The organism is Colwellia sp. 6_MG-2023, from assembly GCF_030547765.1.
GTDB lineage: Bacteria > Pseudomonadota > Gammaproteobacteria > Enterobacterales > Alteromonadaceae > Colwellia.
In genome coordinates this window covers 80,125-96,304 of the sequence record NZ_JAUOPP010000006.1, presented here as the reverse complement: position 1 = coordinate 96,304, position 16,180 = coordinate 80,125, and the positions used below count along the sequence as shown (strand labels likewise).

The 16,180-nt window shown below is 35.3% G+C and carries 12 protein-coding genes; 5 read left to right on the top strand and 7 right to left on the bottom strand.

Features of this window, described 5'->3' with window-relative positions; genetic code table 11:
* Nucleotides 1-87: 87 nt before the first annotated feature.
* Nucleotides 88-2,739, bottom strand: a complete 2,652-nt coding sequence (locus Q4503_RS05785) for a TonB-dependent receptor (protein ID WP_303601660.1) — start codon at nucleotides 2,737-2,739, stop codon at nucleotides 88-90.
* 228 nt (nucleotides 2,740-2,967) lie between these two features.
* Here Q4503_RS05785 and Q4503_RS05780 point away from each other — a divergent pair, with 228 nt between their 5' ends.
* Nucleotides 2,968-4,917, top strand: a complete 1,950-nt coding sequence (locus Q4503_RS05780) for a choline BCCT transporter BetT (protein ID WP_215972434.1) — start codon at nucleotides 2,968-2,970, stop codon at nucleotides 4,915-4,917.
* 2 nt (nucleotides 4,918-4,919) lie between these two features.
* Here the strand turns inward: Q4503_RS05780 and Q4503_RS05775 are convergent, their stop codons facing one another.
* A complete protein-coding gene (locus Q4503_RS05775; protein WP_303601659.1) occupies nucleotides 4,920-5,417 on the bottom strand; it encodes a MarR family winged helix-turn-helix transcriptional regulator in 498 nt (165 codons plus the stop codon).
* Nucleotides 5,418-5,575: 158 nt separating this feature from the next.
* Complete coding sequence (pdsO, locus tag Q4503_RS05770; protein ID WP_303601658.1) at nucleotides 5,576-6,448, bottom strand: sortase-associated OmpA-like protein PdsO; 873 nt, start codon at nucleotides 6,446-6,448, stop codon at nucleotides 5,576-5,578.
* A 301-nt stretch (nucleotides 6,449-6,749) separates the two neighbouring features.
* Here pdsO and pdsR point away from each other — a divergent pair, with 301 nt between their 5' ends.
* The 4 genes from pdsR (at nucleotide 6,750) to Q4503_RS05750 (ending at nucleotide 12,951) form a co-directional block, all read left to right on the top strand.
* The gene (gene pdsR / locus Q4503_RS05765; RefSeq protein ID WP_215972431.1) at nucleotides 6,750-7,469 is read left to right on the top strand and encodes a proteobacterial dedicated sortase system response regulator; all 720 of its coding nucleotides are present in this window, start codon (nucleotides 6,750-6,752) and stop codon (nucleotides 7,467-7,469) included.
* Entirely contained in the window at nucleotides 7,459-9,678 is a 2,220-nt protein-coding gene (pdsS, locus tag Q4503_RS05760) for a proteobacterial dedicated sortase system histidine kinase (protein WP_303601657.1), read from the top strand. The genes pdsR and pdsS overlap by 11 nt, the downstream gene beginning before the upstream one ends.
* 115 nt (nucleotides 9,679-9,793) lie before the next feature.
* Nucleotides 9,794-11,110 (top strand): 3-oxoacyl-ACP reductase, encoded by a 1,317-nt coding sequence (locus tag Q4503_RS05755; protein WP_303601656.1) that lies wholly within the window; start codon nucleotides 9,794-9,796, stop codon nucleotides 11,108-11,110.
* 320 nt (nucleotides 11,111-11,430) lie between these two features.
* Nucleotides 11,431-12,951, top strand: a complete 1,521-nt coding sequence (locus tag Q4503_RS05750; protein ID WP_303601655.1) for a hypothetical protein — start codon at nucleotides 11,431-11,433, stop codon at nucleotides 12,949-12,951.
* Nucleotides 12,952-13,080: 129 nt separating this feature from the next.
* On the opposite strand, the gene Q4503_RS05745 is transcribed toward Q4503_RS05750, so the two are convergent.
* From Q4503_RS05745 to Q4503_RS05730, 4 genes are all read right to left on the bottom strand, one after another.
* On the bottom strand, nucleotides 13,081-13,839 hold the full coding sequence (locus tag Q4503_RS05745) for a Nif3-like dinuclear metal center hexameric protein (protein WP_303601654.1): 759 nt from the start codon (nucleotides 13,837-13,839) through the stop codon (nucleotides 13,081-13,083).
* A 253-nt stretch (nucleotides 13,840-14,092) separates the two neighbouring features.
* Nucleotides 14,093-14,365, bottom strand: coding sequence for a DUF3325 domain-containing protein (locus Q4503_RS05740; RefSeq protein ID WP_303601653.1), 273 nt, complete (start codon nucleotides 14,363-14,365; stop codon nucleotides 14,093-14,095).
* A gap of 7 nt (nucleotides 14,366-14,372) precedes the next feature.
* Nucleotides 14,373-15,884 carry a PepSY domain-containing protein gene (locus Q4503_RS05735; protein ID WP_303601652.1) on the bottom strand — a complete coding sequence of 504 codons (1,512 nt, stop codon included), beginning with the start codon at nucleotides 15,882-15,884 and terminating at the stop codon, nucleotides 14,373-14,375.
* Nucleotides 15,881-16,162: a hypothetical protein gene (locus Q4503_RS05730; protein ID WP_303601651.1), complete on the bottom strand. Its 282-nt coding sequence runs from the start codon at nucleotides 16,160-16,162 to the stop codon at nucleotides 15,881-15,883. The genes Q4503_RS05735 and Q4503_RS05730 overlap by 4 nt, the downstream gene beginning before the upstream one ends.
* Nucleotides 16,163-16,180 lie beyond the last annotated feature (18 nt).

Below are 16,180 nucleotides of genomic sequence, written 5' to 3'. Positions count from 1 at the left end.
AGACAAATATCAAGCGGCTTTAGTACACTTAATTAAGTATCAGTTTTATGACTTTTACTTAACTTTATTTTCTACTTATCTTTTTATTTAATAGAAATCATACGAAAATCTAAAGCCAATAGTACGAGGTCTATTAGAGACCACTTTAGGCGTAAACTGCTGAGTATCAATATACAATACTGCACTCTCATCCGTTACATTATCGATAAATATTTCTGCTTTCCATTCATCATTAGTAACACCAAAGCTTAAATTAGCCAAAACATAACTATCTTGTATGTAACGACCACCGGCAAAGGTTTCACCATTTCGGTCTTGATAATTAACACCTGAGAAAACATCAGCTTCTTTTTGTATACTTAAACCTGAACCCGTACCGTAAATCAAATTAGTAGCGTCTTCTACCACATAAGCATCCATAGACATACCAGCAAGTCTATCGCCAGTGTAACTTATCGAGCCGTTAATATAACCTGTCATATCGTTAGCAATTGAATAAAAATATTGTGCTTGTAAATTACCTGAGAACTCGGCGGAATAAGGTAATTGACTGCCAACCGCTGGAGCAATACCGGCAAGTTGACTATTAACAGATGTTAGCTCACTATCAATAAAGCTAAAGGCACCGGATATAATTAAGTTATCTGTTGCTGCCCATGTAAAGTCACCATCAATACCTCTTATTTCTGCTTCACCAACATTGTCGGTAAACACTAAGAAACTAATGTTAGTAGGGTCATAACGCGATGTTTGTAAATCAGATATCTCTGAATAATAAGCTGTAGCATTAAAACGTAGTGATTGATCAAATAATGTTGATTTAAAACCAATTTCAAAGTTATCCAAACTATCCGTTGTTGAGTACACTGGAATACGGAAGCCATCAAAAGCGCCTTCTTGACTTGTCGCTGCTCCGCCGCCTACTCGGTTAGTCACTGGAGGTCTAAAGCCTTCTGAATATGAAGCAAATACCATCACTTCATCTGATATTTTCCAATCAATTGAAGCTTTGATAATGGTGTCATCTACCGTTAATGTACCGTCATCGTCAAGTAAGCTAGTGTCTAATTGACCGCTAGCAATAGCTGCTTGTATAGCAGCAGCTTCTTCTGCGCCGAAAAACTCAGTTAAGGCTTCATCGCTACCATCACCAAAGGCTCTTAATCGACCACTAACATCATCCCCGGTAGTCGCGCCTTTATAAATATCATCTATTTGATACCAACGGGCACCAAAGCTTGCGGTAACAGTGTCTGTTAAGTCATATTCTAACTGTCCAAACACAGCAATTTGATCAATAGTATGGGTTACATCATTTACAAAGCTCACTTCAGAAGGAAAAGGTCCGCCATCACTATTTGTGCCTTCAGAGCCAGCAAGCGTTCTTGCCATATCAGGGAATTTATCTGTACTCGCTATTTTGAATTGACCCACAGTTGATAATTCTTGAGAATCATAAAAAACACCAGCAGTAACACGCCAGCGGTTTTCAGCAGCGGTGCTAAATCTAAGTTCATGCGTAATTCGTGAGGTACTAGTTTCTTCTTTATAGTATTTAGTTGGGTCAAGACATTCTTGTTCTGATTCAACTATGCCTGCATAATTACAAACGTAGTAAGCAGAGAATGAACCACCATTAGTATAACCAGTGTAATCAATCGTTGAATTGATATCTCTATCTAGATAACCACCAGTATAAACAATGTCAAGATTCTGAAGACGACCTTCAAGGGTCCAGGTTGTAAGACCAAAATCATCATTATTGTTTTCTGGGATAAAACGATTCGTTGAAGTTTCACCTTCCAAGTTAGGATCGTAAGCAAAAACACCTTCAGTATCGAGTGACTGCTGAGTATGTTGAACTAAAAGGTTCCATTCATCATTAATAATGTAAGATAAGCCAAAACGTGCACCAGCGTAATCCGCAGTATTAAAGTCATCCTCTACTAAAGCAGCATTTTGTGGAGCGATAACAGGCACGTCTTGAGGATTTGTTAAAACACCACCAGAAATTCTACTAATAACTTCAGCACTGCCAGTATAGCCACCTTCACCAGGTGTGTTGAGTATATTGTCTATCCAACCACCTTGATGATCATTATACGTTGCAACACGTATAGCTAATGAATCTGTTAACGACATATTAAAGTAGGCTTCAACAGAGTTACTCATATCACCGCCTGACGTAGAGCCAGTGCTCGTATCAAAACCAGCAGAAAAACCATCATGGCTAGGTTTGTTAGTGATTATACGTACTGTACCTGATTGAGAGCTAGCCCCAAAAAGCGTGCCTTGAGGGCCAGGTAAAACTTCCACACGCTCAACATCACTCGCATAAACATCTAAATTACGACCTTGCATTGATACAGGTTGTTCATCTAAATAAAAAGCAACTGAAGGTTGTAATGCTTGCACTGATGAAACTGAAATATTTGTTTGTGTCGTTGCAGCGCCACGAATATATATTTCATTTTGCCCAGGGCCTGTCCCCTGAAAAACAACATTAGGTAAAAACTCTACATATTGGTCAAAGTTTGATACACCTAGTTTTTCTAAACTATCACCTGTTAAGGCTGTAACAGTAACAGGTACTTCTTGAATAGACTCTGCTCGTTTAGTTGATGTGACTTCAATAACTTCAATTTTTGATTTTTCTTGTGTTTTTACTTCTTCAGCATAGAGAGAGCCAGAAGCTGCTATCGCTGTTAACACTGCCGCATGCAGCTTTGTTAATTTCATATTATTATCCCTTTAGTATTGTGATTCTATTTTTTAATTATGTTTCGAGTTGATATTATTAGTGTACTAATTAAATTTTTATGAGCGCTAGCTTAACAAAATAAGCGTTCTTTTTCAAAGACGCATATAATGTTAAACTTTATGGAGAAGTTATATATAATGTATGATTATCTACAGCGTGACTAAGATAAAAATAATATCAATACAAATTAAATCAGAGGAATTAAATTGCCTACTACAGTTCAGGGCCACTTAAATAAGAAAGTATTTGTTGGGGCTTCGTCAGTGATCATTGCCCTTTTACTTTATACCGCTTTGCTTCCTAAACAAGCACAAAACTTATTTACACTTATACAGGCGAGCATTATCGATAACGGAAGTTGGTTTTATGTACTTACCGTTGCTTTTATTTTCTTTTTTGTTGTCTTTTTAGGCTTCTCTCGTTATGGAGATATTCGTTTAGGGCCTGATCATGCTACCCCCGATTACTCTATAACCACCTGGCTTTCTATGCTTTTTGCTGCAGGTATGGGCATTGGTTTAATGTTTTTTGGTGTCGCTGAACCATTAATGCATTATTTATCGCCGCCAACAGCTGAAACAGGTTCAATTGAAGCCGTTCGTGAAGCAATGAAAATGACATTCTTCCATTGGGGACTTCACGCTTGGGCAATTTATGCTGTTGTAGCATTAGTATTAGCCTATTTTAGTTATCGTCATAATTTACCGCTAACTTTACGCTCTGCTTTATACCCTTTAATTGGCGATAGAATTTATCAATGGCCAGGGCATTTAGTGGATATTTTTGCCGTTGTTGGTACCGTGTTCGGCGTTGCTACTTCGCTCGGCTTAGGCGCTTCTCAAGTTAACTCTGGTTTTAGTTATTTATTTAATATTGATATATCGCTCACAAACCAAATTATTATTATGTTCGCTATAACTGGATTAGCTGTTATCTCTGTAGCAACGGGGCTAGATAAAGGTATAAAGATCCTATCCGAAACCAACATGATTCTGGCCGTAATATTATTATTATTAGTTTTTATTCTAGGCCCAACCGTGTTTTTATTGCAGGCATATTTGCAAAACATGGGCGACTATTTGGCTGATATAGTACACAACACTTTTAATTTATTTGCTTATAAAAAGACGAACTGGATTGGCGGTTGGACTATTTTTTATTGGGGATGGTGGCTTGCTTGGGCGCCATTTGTTGGCTTATTTATTGCCCGAATTTCTCGTGGACGTACCATTAGAGAATTTATTATCGGCGTAATGCTGATACCAACAGTATTTACCTTATTTTGGATGACTATTTTTGGTAACAGTGCGATTGATTTAGTTCATGATCAAGGAGTTGTCGCCTTAGGCGAAATGGTAAGTAAAGATTCTTCTGTTGCTTTGTTTGTATTTCTTGAAAATTTCCCACTAAGCCAAGTACTTTCTTTTTTTAGTGTTTTAATGATCATAATATTTTTTGTTACCTCATGCGACTCAGGTGCCATGGTGGTTGATATGCTTTGTTCTTATGGCAAAAACAATACACCTCTTTGGCAGCGTATTTATTGGGCTGTAGGGATTGGTGTAGTTGCCAGTATACTTTTACTCGTTGGAGGACTAAATGCACTACAAACAATGACCATTGCCAGCGCATTACCTTTTTCTGTGGTGTTATTATTAGCCATTTTCGGTTTAATCAAATCATTAAGGATTGAAGCCTTTAAGCAAGATAGTCAACTAATTTCAGCCATCCCTCATACAAATAATGAAAATAACGATAGTTGGCAATTACGTTTAAAAAACATTGTCGATTTTCCAAATAAAACCAATGTAAATAAATTTATTAGTCAAACGGTTAAACCTGCATTTGATTTAGTCGCTAAAGAGCTACAAACAAATCAAATACAAGTAGATATATCTAATGATGATGGCCTGACATTAATTGTTAATCATGGTGAAGAGCAGGAATTTATTTACCGTGTACTTGCACGCAAATATGCGCAACCTGACTTTATCAACGAAGCCGATGATGATGAACAAAGTTATTACCGTGCAGAAGTTCACTTAAGTGAAGGTGGGCAAGATTATGATATTATGGGTTGGTCTAAAACCTCAGTGATCAATAACATTATTGATCAATATCATAAACATTTGCACTTTTTACATTTATTACGTTAGTCCTATGAAACGTCAGTTTTGTTAGCAATACTGGCGTTCATTGCATTTAGCTCTAATACGGGCGCAGCATCAATTTCATTAGCATCCATCATTTCAGCAAGGCGCTCAAGTGAAGATAATAATTGTGACTGTTCCCAACCAGCTAAACTCGAAAATTTTTCAATAAAATGCTCTTGAAGTGCTTGTGGTGCATTAAGTAAAAGTGCTTTGCCTTGATCCGTTAAATACAAACCAACTTTACGTTTATCTTGTGTATCTCTAACTCTTGAAACAAGATTTTTATTTTCTAAACGGTCAAGAATATTAGTTACCGTTGCCGCACTTAAGTTAACACTTTTGGCAACTTGACTAGAGTTTACCCCTGATATTTTATCAATTTCTAACATAATTAATAATTGTGGGCTGGTTAAACCTGAGGTTTTACTCAAGTGCTTGGAATGTAAATCTATCGCTCTAATCACTTTTCTTAAAGCAATTAATAATTCTTGGTGCTTTTCCATGACAAACTACTTTTACTTAAATTTCTGTTAGTTTAATCAAAATTAAAAGTAGTGCCTAGACATATTATGAAATAGACACCTTTATCAAGTAAAAACATAGTTTTTCTATTCATTACACAAAATATAGCGAACTATGATGGCTAAGTTAACTCTAATAATTAGTGATTATTTGCCATCTGGTTATGCTCTAACATTGATGGTTTATATAATTTGAGCAATACTCGGCGATCATAAAAACTCATTTTTTGTTCGTTATTTGCGACAACAGGTGACTTTTCTCCAAAAGCAAAAGTGGCAATTTGTTGCTCATCAACACCTTGTGCCATTAACAGTGTTTTTACTGAATTAACCCTAGCTTTCGACAATGCTTGATTATGTGCTTCTTCCCCCGTTAAATCGGTATAGCCTGACAAATCAATTTTCATGCTTGGAGAGTTATTTAATATGCTTGCTAGTGCAGCTACTTGCTCTTGGTAGTGGGCAGCAATATCACTTGAACCTGTCGAAAATTGTAGGCTCATTAATAGTTTATCGGCTTGTAACTGACCTTCTTGTTTTTGTTGATTTTCAAGTGCAGCTAACTGGTATTGATAAGATTCTTCTAAGTGCTGTAATTTTTCTTGGTATTGTTGTTTAGTCTGCTCACTCGATAATTGATAAGTTTGCTTTTCTTGTAACAGCGTTGCTGTTAACTCTTCGTTGTCATCATTCGCGTTCATTAACTTCGCAATTAAAGTGCCACCTAAACCTGCAATAAAAGCACCTACAGGTCCAGCAGCAATACCACCAATTAAAGCTCCAGTACCAAAGCCGATGTTTTCATTATTCGTTTTTGATTGTTGCTTTTCAGTTAATGTTAATTGTTTATCAATATCATTTTCAAATGCTGAAACAGAGGTGCTGGTAATCACAGTAACAAGCATTGTTGAAAGTAATATTTTTGTATAATTACGTGAGGAATTATATTTTAAGTGTGTTGTTTGTTGCTCTTTTAGTTGCTCTTTTAACATAGTAGATTGCATCTTGGTCATCATATTTTCCTTTTTTATATCAGTTTTAATTAAGTAAAGTTTGCTTGTTGTTGGTTGACGTAAGCTATTAAAACGTAATAAAAAGGCAGTGATATGCTGTAATAAAGGCAAATTGCTGAGCAATTGTGGCAACAATATGGCAATTTCAAAAATAAGGCGCGAAAAGAGTAAAAGTTAGATATAGTCCGAGACAGCGCTATTGTTTGCAATGTATTGACCATTCAAGGCATTGTTTTCTGTAACATAGAGATAATTGTTGTTAACTACTTATCTCTATCAAAAATTATTAAAGTATTTATAAATGACCAAACGAATTGCTATTGTTGAAGATGAAGCCGCCATACGTGAAAATTATGCTGATGTATTGCGTAGCCAAGGTTATCAAGTGCAAACTTATGCCTGTCGAGAAACAGCGACACAAGCTTTCAATTTACGTTTACCTAATTTAGTTATTTTAGATATTGGTTTGAATCAAGAATATGAAGGGGGATTTGTTTTATGTCAGCAATTGCGGGCCAAATCAGCGAGTTTACCTATCATTTTTTTAACCGCTCGCGATAACGACTTTGATACGGTGTCCGGGCTTCGTATTGGTGCCGATGATTATTTAACAAAAGATATTAGTTTACCGCACTTAACTGCGCGGATATCTGCCCTATTTCGTCGCCAAGAAGCTTTTAAACAGCCTATTAATAATGATCATATAACCCAAACAGGATCCTTAACAATTGATAGTCAACGCATGACCATTACATGGCAAAGTAAAGCCATTGACTTAACGATTACTGAGTTTTGGTTAGTACATGCACTAGCCAAGCACCCAGGACATGTTAAAAACCGTACGCAATTAATGACTGATTCAAAAATTTACGTTGATGACAGCACCATAACATCTCATATTAAACGTATTCGTAAAAAGTTTATTAAAACCGATGAACATTTTGACTGTATTGAAACCGTTTATGGTATGGGCTATCGCTGGTTAAGTGAAATGACTAACACAGACCCATATGCCCAATAACAAGTTTTTTCAATTACGCGTTGGTTTAAGAGCCAAAGTATTATTACTTTCTAGCTTTCTATTTGTCATTCCTTGGTTTGGCTATCAATATGTATGGGAAATGGAAAAGTATTTACGTTTTGGACAAGAGCAAACACTGGTAGGTACTGCTAGAGCACTAGCGACAGCATTACATGAACGTGAAAATTTATTTAACAACCAAGCCAGTTTTTTACCTAGCGTAGAGCAAGGTAAAGATTTATATGGCTATCAGTTCACTGAAGCGATCCAACTCGATGGCTTATCTAATGATTGGACAAATTTTTCACAACGAGCTCATTTTTATAATCAACAACAGCAACTATTTGCAAAAGATGCATTAAGTTTAAACTTTAAGGCAAGTGTTGGTAAATATGACAAATATTTATATTTATTTTTTCAGGTCGTTGATAATAAAGTTATATTTCGTGGTAAAAATAACCGCAGCATCACCAACAATGATCATTTAGCTCTATCATTTAGCGACACTAACAATGAATTAAATCGTTTTATTATCAGTAATAAACAAGCCGGTTGGATATCAGCCTTTAACATTACAGATGATCCTGATGATATCCCAAAACCAGCGCCTCAGATCCAAGGGCATTGGTTACTAACTCCCCAAGGTTATAATATTGAATTACGTGTTCCCTTAAAAACGCTAGGCGATAAAATTGCCTTTGCTTTTTTTGATGTAGATAGCCCTGGTGGCGAAGTTACTTCAGCTATAGGCTCTGCTGATCCAAGCAAGCTCAATAGTTTAGGCACCATATTAGTTCCTTCGCCTGAAATTGAGCGTATTGTAAAAGGTATGCGCTATACTAATTCGAGTATTTGGGTTGTTGACCAACATCATAGAGTACTCGCCAGTGCAGGCTCGTTAAAATCAGCTAGTGGCGTTTGGCAAACAAAAACCGACCCCTTAGATGATCAAGAAGAAAAAAGTCTTTGGTATCGATTTAAACAGCATTTATTACTTCCTCTGTATTATAAAATACTGACTAAACCGCCAACAGATTTCATTGACAAAATCTACGATGCTGGGCACTTAAGTGGCGAACATATTGTCCATGCCTTATCAGGCAAAGCTAAGTCTCAATGGCGATTAACAACAGACAAACAAGCATTAGTGCTATCTGCTGCTTACCCTATTTTCATTAACAATCAAGTGCAAGGTGCTGTAATTGTAGAAGAAACAACAAATGGTATACGCACATTAAGAAATAGAGCTTTAGAAAAGTTATTTACCGTAATTTTAGCCATAATGACTTTAGGGGCATTAACCTTTATTATTTTTGCCACACGCATTTCATCACGTATTCGACACTTATCTAACCAGGCAGAACATGCTATTGATCCCCAAGGACGTATTATTGGCAAAATATCGCCATCTAACAGTCATGATGAAATAGGTGATTTGTCGCGTAGTTTTACTACTGCCGTTAATCGACTTAGCGAATATAATCACTACTTAGAAAGCATGTCATCACGTTTATCTCACGAATTAAGAACACCGATTGCGGTAGTAAAAACATCTTTAGAAAACCTGGCGATACAAGAAAAACAAAAATTATTAGCTGATAACTCAGCAGATAAATCAATCGAAAGTAATCCTTATATTGAACGAGCACAAACAGGCATTAATACATTAAATTTAATTTTAACAAATATGAGCGAAGCGACCCGGCTTGAGCAGATGTTATCGAGTACAGAAAAAATTGATTTTGATTTAAAAACCGTTATTTCTGGCTGTATTGCTGGATATCAACAAGTATATAAAGAGCATACTTTTATATTGAATACTGATCTTGCTAAGTTAACATTTAAAGGCTCACCTGAGCATATTGTACAATTACTAGATAAAGTCGTTAATAACGCCGTTGAATTTAGTGAAGATAATGTTATCACCTTTGACTTAAAACGACATGATGAACAAGTGACTTTATTAGTTCATAACAATGGTATTCTATTACCTAAGCAACTAAATGAAAGCTTGTTTGATTCAATGGTTTCCTTACGTGAACATTATTCAGCTAATAAAAAAATCACCGAACAGCCTCACCTTGGCTTGGGTTTATATATAGCTCGATTGATCTGTCAATTTCACCAAGGTAAAATTAGCGCATATAACCATCGCTCACCTGATGGTGTAACGATAGATATTTGCTTACCATTAAAGTTTAACCGCTAAGTATAATGGCTAAAACTAGGTGAATTAAGTGAAGCACTAAAGTTAAAGAAAAGTTAGGCACTTATACAAAATAATTTGTTAAACTGAAAATATCACTCTATTAAAAATAAAACGCATGAGCTTAACAAATAAGTTTTTTTCGTTGCTTGGTTTTCCTGAGCCTATTGCTCTGCAGCGCTTCAATAGTAAAAATTCACTGCCTGAAAACGTTGCCCTATTAAGTATAAGTCAGCATATTAACCCAAATATTGAACAGGCCTTATTCCAGCTACCAACGCATATAATTAAAAGTATAGCTGATTTAACCATAAGGCCTATTAAAGCGGTTATTATTGATGCAACCGATTATCTTGATGAAAGTAGCTACCAACAATTATATACAACGATTAAAAGCACACTTAAACAGCTAGATAACAATGCAAAAATATTAATTATTGCTCACCCACAATCAACCAATAGAAGTGAAGATGAAAATACCTTTAGCCAGTCATTAATCGGCTTTAGTAAAAGTTTAGCGAAAGAAGTTGGCAGAAAAGGCAGCACCACTAATGTTATTTTTATTAATGATGAAGCCTATGCGACTCACTCAGCATTATCAAATCCTATAAACTTTTTTTTATCGAGCAAATCTTCCTTTATTAGTGGTCAAACCTTAACAATAAACGCTGAAAATAATTTAATAACCCCTCCTTCGGTGACATCAAAGATTAAAAAAACTGCGGTAGTCACAGGTGTTGGGCAAGGTATTGGCGCAGCGATAGCGACAAAGCTATCTGATGATGGATATTTTGTAATCGGCATTGATATAGAGCCAATGAAGGTACAGCTAAACAAGGTAATGAATACCTTACAAGGTGAAAGTGTCATTTTAGATGTCTCCGCAAAGGAGGCAGGAAATAAACTGGTCACCTTAGCTCAAAAGCACGGCGGTTTTGATTTAATCGTACATAATGCCGGCATAACCCGAGATAAAACATTAGCTAAAATGCCAGAAAATTTTTGGCAACAAACCCTAAATATTAACTTACTTGCCGTCATGCGTATTAATAAAACGCTATTATATGAGCAAGCTATTAATCCAGGAGGGCGTATCATTTGCTTATCTTCTATGAATGGTATTGCCGGTCAAGGTGGTCAAACTAATTACGCTTGCTCTAAGGCGGGCATAATTGGCTATGTTCAGAGTATGAATACCAAGTTAGCCCGTGATAAAATTACGATCAATGCCATAGCTCCAGGTTTTATCGAAACACAAATGACGAAAAAAATGCCTTTTTTTACTCGAGAAATGGGAAGAAGAATGAATGCCTTAGGGCAAGGTGGTTTACCTATTGATGTTGCAGAAGCCGTTAGTTTTTTAGGTGATGAACATAGTTTTGCTATATCAGGACAAACTCTTCGAGTTTGTGGGTTAAATATAATAGGGGCTTAACATACGACTAGTGACAATTTTATGGGCGACTACCGCTAGATTAAAAATTATAGCCTGACATTTATAAATGACCGAAGAGTAGTGTTATTTGCTTTTAATCATGCTTGTAATACCGTTAATATTGTAAAGTTATGTAAAGTTATGTAAATTTCACTAAATCAGTTATTATATGATGAACTTATTACGAGCAATACACTCTATCTGCAAGTACAATAATAACCAGGTTAACTTAACTGCTTAAAATTTGAGTAATCTAGCTAAGGGTGCATATTGCCCTAAATTTAATGTTCTGATAGTGGTAATTTACAAAAGGTAAACAAATGACAAACAATAATTCTCTATATTTTCAATTTAAACAAAATATACCGCTATGGTGTGTTCTACTATTTTCATTCACCTTAATGAGTTGTGGTGGTAGTTCAAGCTCTAAAACAGGCTATGTGCAGTTATATAACTTATCGCCAAATGCCCCTGGAATTTATTTAACAATAGATCAGTATGATGATGACGATTATGTTGAACAAACATATTCTGCAATTACATTTTCTAATACTAGTAGTCGTTTCTCTTATGAACCTGACACTTATGATATTGAATTAGCTTGGCAAAATGAGTTTGGAAATCAAAGCGATTTAGAAATTGTTTATCAAGACCAACTAAAAATCAGCAACGAGAGTGTTGAATTTATTGTTATCTCAGAAGATATTAAAGCGCCACAAGTTTTAGTTTATGAAATTCCTGTTAGAGATGATGATGAACTAAATGATGATAGTGATGATGATCTTTTCAATATTAAAGTTCTTAACATGCATAACTGGTCTGCTGGTTTAGACTTTTATTATTCTGAAGCTGATGAAACATTTAATGAAGCTCAATTACTAAATAAAACAAGCTATACTGAATTATCTGAGAATCAAAAATTAGATCAAGATAGCTATATTTTCTACATCACCTCAGCAGGTGAAAGTGACGTTTTATTCACTTCAGAAGATATCTCATTTCCTTATGCATCTGAGTATATTATTGTAATTAGAGAAAACACAGGTGTAGGTTCATCGCCATTCCTTATTGATATCGTATCTACTTCAACGACACAAGAATTTACAGATTCTGGTGCTGAAGCAAGCTACCGTGTATACAATGGTATTGTAGAAAATGATTTACTACCTGGTTATGAAAAAAATATCGACTTTCATATTAATGCAATTGATGATTCACCGGAAGTTGCTTCACTTGGTTATGGCGAATTTAGTCCATCAACAATTATTGAATCAGGTGATTACAGCATGAATGTCGTTTCATCTGAGAATCAAACTAAAATCATCAGTAACCACTTATTACCATTGAATGAAAATACTGATAAAACAATCTTCCTTTATTTATTAGAAGAAGCTGTAGATGAAGATGGTGATGGCGATATCGATGAAAATGGTGATGGTTATATTGATGAACTAGACATTACACTAAATTCACTTGTTGTTACTAATAGTACTTCTGAGAATATTTATAGTCATGAAATGACTGTAATTAACTTAATTGACCAAGATGAAATCATTGATGATTTCTCTAGTGTTAAAGTATATTTTGTTTTAAATGATGAAATCATTGAAACAGCATCACAAAGTTTAACGACTATTTTTGCAGTACCTACTACAGCTCAACTACTTAACAATACATATTCTATTTATGCTATTGGTAGCCTTGATAGTAGTAACATAGTGCTAGCATCAACTCAGTTAACACTTGATGAAGATAGTACAAACCAATTTATTATTTTAGAGAAAGATGCTGATAGTGCAACTGGATATAAAATGACATTTACTAATCAAAGTAATAATTAATATTATTAGATAAGTAACTGAATATAGAAATGAAAAAGCCTACTTAAAATAATTAAGTAGGCTTTTTTTATACATAAAAAATCAATAATGGTAAACTAATAACAAGGTCTATCGGCTCGTGCTTACACGCTAGACTGGGTTATCGATATCCACAAAAACAACATCGATATTTTGCTCTTTTGCTAAGCATTCACCTAAAGCTTTAACGCCGTAACGCTCAGTTGCATGATGACCTGCAGCAAAAAAATGTATATCCATTTCATGAGCAATATGTGTAGTCTTTTCTGAAGCTTCACCAGAAATAAAGGCGTCAATGCCCTGCTCTGCTGCTAACTCAATATAATCTTGTCCACCGCCAGTACACCAAGCAACCGTTCTAATTGGCTTATTTGATGGAGGCGCAATATGTAAGCAAGTTCGATTAAGTTTTTCACTAATTTTTTGAGCGAATACATCACTTGAATATTCTTTAGTTAACTCGCCTTGTATAGCAACGCTTAACTTATTACCTAACTCAAGTGGTCCAGTGATATCAATGTTTAACAGTTTTGCTAATTGTGCGTTATTGCCTAACGTTGGATGAATATCTAACGGTAAATGGTAGGCGAATAAACTAATGTCGTTATCAAGTAACGCTTTAATACGCTTATGCTTCATACCTCGAATAACATAAGACTCATTCTTCCAAAAATATCCATGATGAACGAGTATTGCATCAGCCTTCTCATCGATAGCCCTATTAATTAATGCTTGCGACGCTGTTACACCTGTAACTATTTTAGTTATTTCTTCTTTGCCTTGTATTTGCAGCCCATTAGGCGCGTAATCCTTTATTATTGCGGGCGTTAATAACTTATCTAAATATTGCTCTAACTCATTTCTATTCATTATTTTTAATCTTTTATAAAACGTACTAAGAATAAAAATATGATACTAGATCATCAGGCATTTATCATGCGTTAACATTAGATCTAACCACTGTGCATGATAATTAATTAAGTAAAAATGATATGTAAATTTGGGATAAGCGACTCTTTAGCTCCATAATGATAATAAATAGCTGTAGTGAATAGCTACATTCACACGATCAAAATCACCTTCTTTGTCTTGTGTTATATTATTTATATAACTTTATAAGAAATTACTTTTTTGAAGAAGATGAACTATAAATAATCACTACAAATAAAATATTAACAGACAAAAAAGCTAACCAATAAAGAATGGCGATGGAAAAGGTGAAAGACATCAGTGAAACTGATAATAATGATATTATAATAGTCAACCAGCCTGAAATTTTAAAATAAAGGCTTAAACGTGACGTGAGCGCTCTTTTAAAAATAGATTTGAAATGTTTATCCATACTCAATGACAAACATAACAAGCCAATAATCTGCGTAAGAAAGACAATAAGCATTACTTTATCACCCTACTGTAACCAATTTAGCAAACTCTTTTTTATTCAACCAAACCGCAGTTTTCATAAAAGCTACTCCCGTAAAGATGATAAACAATGTAAACGTTAGGTAAGCAGAGTTACCACTTATTATGGCGTTTTCTAATCTTTGACTGTCCTGAAGTAAATCAATGATCGGTATCAAATAACAGCCTAATGCCGTAATTGATAATTGTTCAATCCAAGCATTTTTAACTGGGCGTATGAAGCTATGAAGTAAACAAACCAACCAAGTCAATAAAAACACCTGAACTTCTGCTGTTGGTCTTTCAGCTAACATAACAGGTAATAATCTATTACTAAGAAAAAATGCGACTATAGCTAAGGGTAAGCCACTAATAGCAGCGATATTTAAACGCTCGACAATAGCATGTCCAATATGACGATTATTAACTTTTTCTTGACGTTTATTTACCCAGATAATCAAGCCCGTAGCAATCAGTGCGCTAGATAATAAACCGATAAAAAACAATAACCAACGTAAATCCGCTTTAGCAAAATGTCCTTCATGTAAACCAAAAAAAACTCGTCTTACTTCTGTTGCGGTACTGGCTTCTGAGTAACCGGCTAACGGTTCACCACTGTGAGATGAGAAAACTAACCGCGCTGACTGCCTAGAAAGTGTAAAATCTTTTATTCTATCGACAATAATTCGACCATTTTGATTATACGGTGCTTCAAAAGTAATTCGGCGAATTTGATTATCGCCTGGCCAATGTTCTGCTATTTGATGCTGAATAATAGCAAAGTCACTCAAAGGGAGTTGACGAGTAACACTGGTGTTTACTTTCTCTAAGCCAGGACTTAATACCCGGCTTAATTCTCGCTCACCGCCAACGTAATGGTCTGCACTAAAGGGCATATACATAATGACATAGATCATAATACCGCTAGTACAAATCATAATACAAAATGGCATGGTTACAACACCAGCAAGTGCGTGAAAATCGGTTAACGTTTTTGAAAGCTTGTTTATGCGTAAAGTAAAGAAGTCACGAAAAAATCGTCTATGTGTATAAATACCACTAAAAACAGCGACCAACATAAACATGGCAGCGATGCCAGCGATGTACCTGCCACCATAGCCACGAAGTTGTAGGGTGTAATGAAATACTCGAAAAAAGTTACCACCAGCAGATTCTCGAGGTGTTAATATTTCCCCTTCATTAGGTCCTAAGCTTAAGTTATGCCTTTTTCGTCCCTCACTCCATTGAACAGTCCAATGTTGTGTTCTGTTATCAGGTAGATAAATACGCCACCTATCAGCATCAATGCCTTCTTTATGTAACACAGACAAAGAACGATTAACCATGCCTTTTGTTGATGATACATTTACCAGCTCTGGTTTCATCCATTGTGTTATTTCAGGATTAAAGTAACTTAATGTTCCAGTCAAAAAAATAGTAAACAACAACCAACCTATGAGCAAACCAGAGTAGGTATGTAGCCAAATCATAGACTTTCTAAAGTCAGGTTTCATACGTCATCCATCAACCAAAAAGTAATCAATAAAAGGCAAAGAGATAACACAATATCTCGCCAAAGTAGCCATGAACTTTTACGGCTGAAGCTCATAATAATAACAGTAAAATAAACAACATAGCTGAGCATACTTGCTACCATGATTGCCTCATTTCTATCACATGCCTGTAACCAAACTAAAATAGGCACGCATGCGAAACTAAAAGCAGATGAAACAAAATAACCGCCAAAAATGGCGGCTATTGTGCGTAACAAAACATCATATTTATGTTTCATAGTTGAACGAATTAAGTA

Excerpts from the sequence above, each read along its gene's own strand:
- Q4503_RS05785 (WP_303601660.1), bottom strand. The coding sequence starts at position 2,739 with ATGAAATTAACAAAGCTGCATGCGGCAGTGTTAACAGCGATAGCAGCT.
- Q4503_RS05775 (WP_303601659.1), bottom strand. The coding sequence starts at position 5,417 with ATGGAAAAGCACCAAGAATTATTAATTGCTTTAAGAAAAGTGATTAGA.
- pdsO (WP_303601658.1), bottom strand. The coding sequence starts at position 6,448 with ATGACCAAGATGCAATCTACTATGTTAAAAGAGCAACTAAAAGAGCAA.
- pdsR (WP_215972431.1), top strand. The coding sequence starts at position 6,750 with ATGACCAAACGAATTGCTATTGTTGAAGATGAAGCCGCCATACGTGAA.
- pdsS (WP_303601657.1), top strand. The coding sequence starts at position 7,459 with ATGCCCAATAACAAGTTTTTTCAATTACGCGTTGGTTTAAGAGCCAAA.
- Q4503_RS05755 (WP_303601656.1), top strand. The coding sequence starts at position 9,794 with ATGAGCTTAACAAATAAGTTTTTTTCGTTGCTTGGTTTTCCTGAGCCT.
- Q4503_RS05750 (WP_303601655.1), top strand. The coding sequence starts at position 11,431 with ATGACAAACAATAATTCTCTATATTTTCAATTTAAACAAAATATACCG.
- Q4503_RS05745 (WP_303601654.1), bottom strand. The coding sequence starts at position 13,839 with ATGAATAGAAATGAGTTAGAGCAATATTTAGATAAGTTATTAACGCCC.
- Q4503_RS05740 (WP_303601653.1), bottom strand. The coding sequence starts at position 14,365 with ATGCTTATTGTCTTTCTTACGCAGATTATTGGCTTGTTATGTTTGTCA.
- Q4503_RS05735 (WP_303601652.1), bottom strand. The coding sequence starts at position 15,884 with ATGAAACCTGACTTTAGAAAGTCTATGATTTGGCTACATACCTACTCT.
- Q4503_RS05730 (WP_303601651.1), bottom strand. The coding sequence starts at position 16,162 with ATGAAACATAAATATGATGTTTTGTTACGCACAATAGCCGCCATTTTT.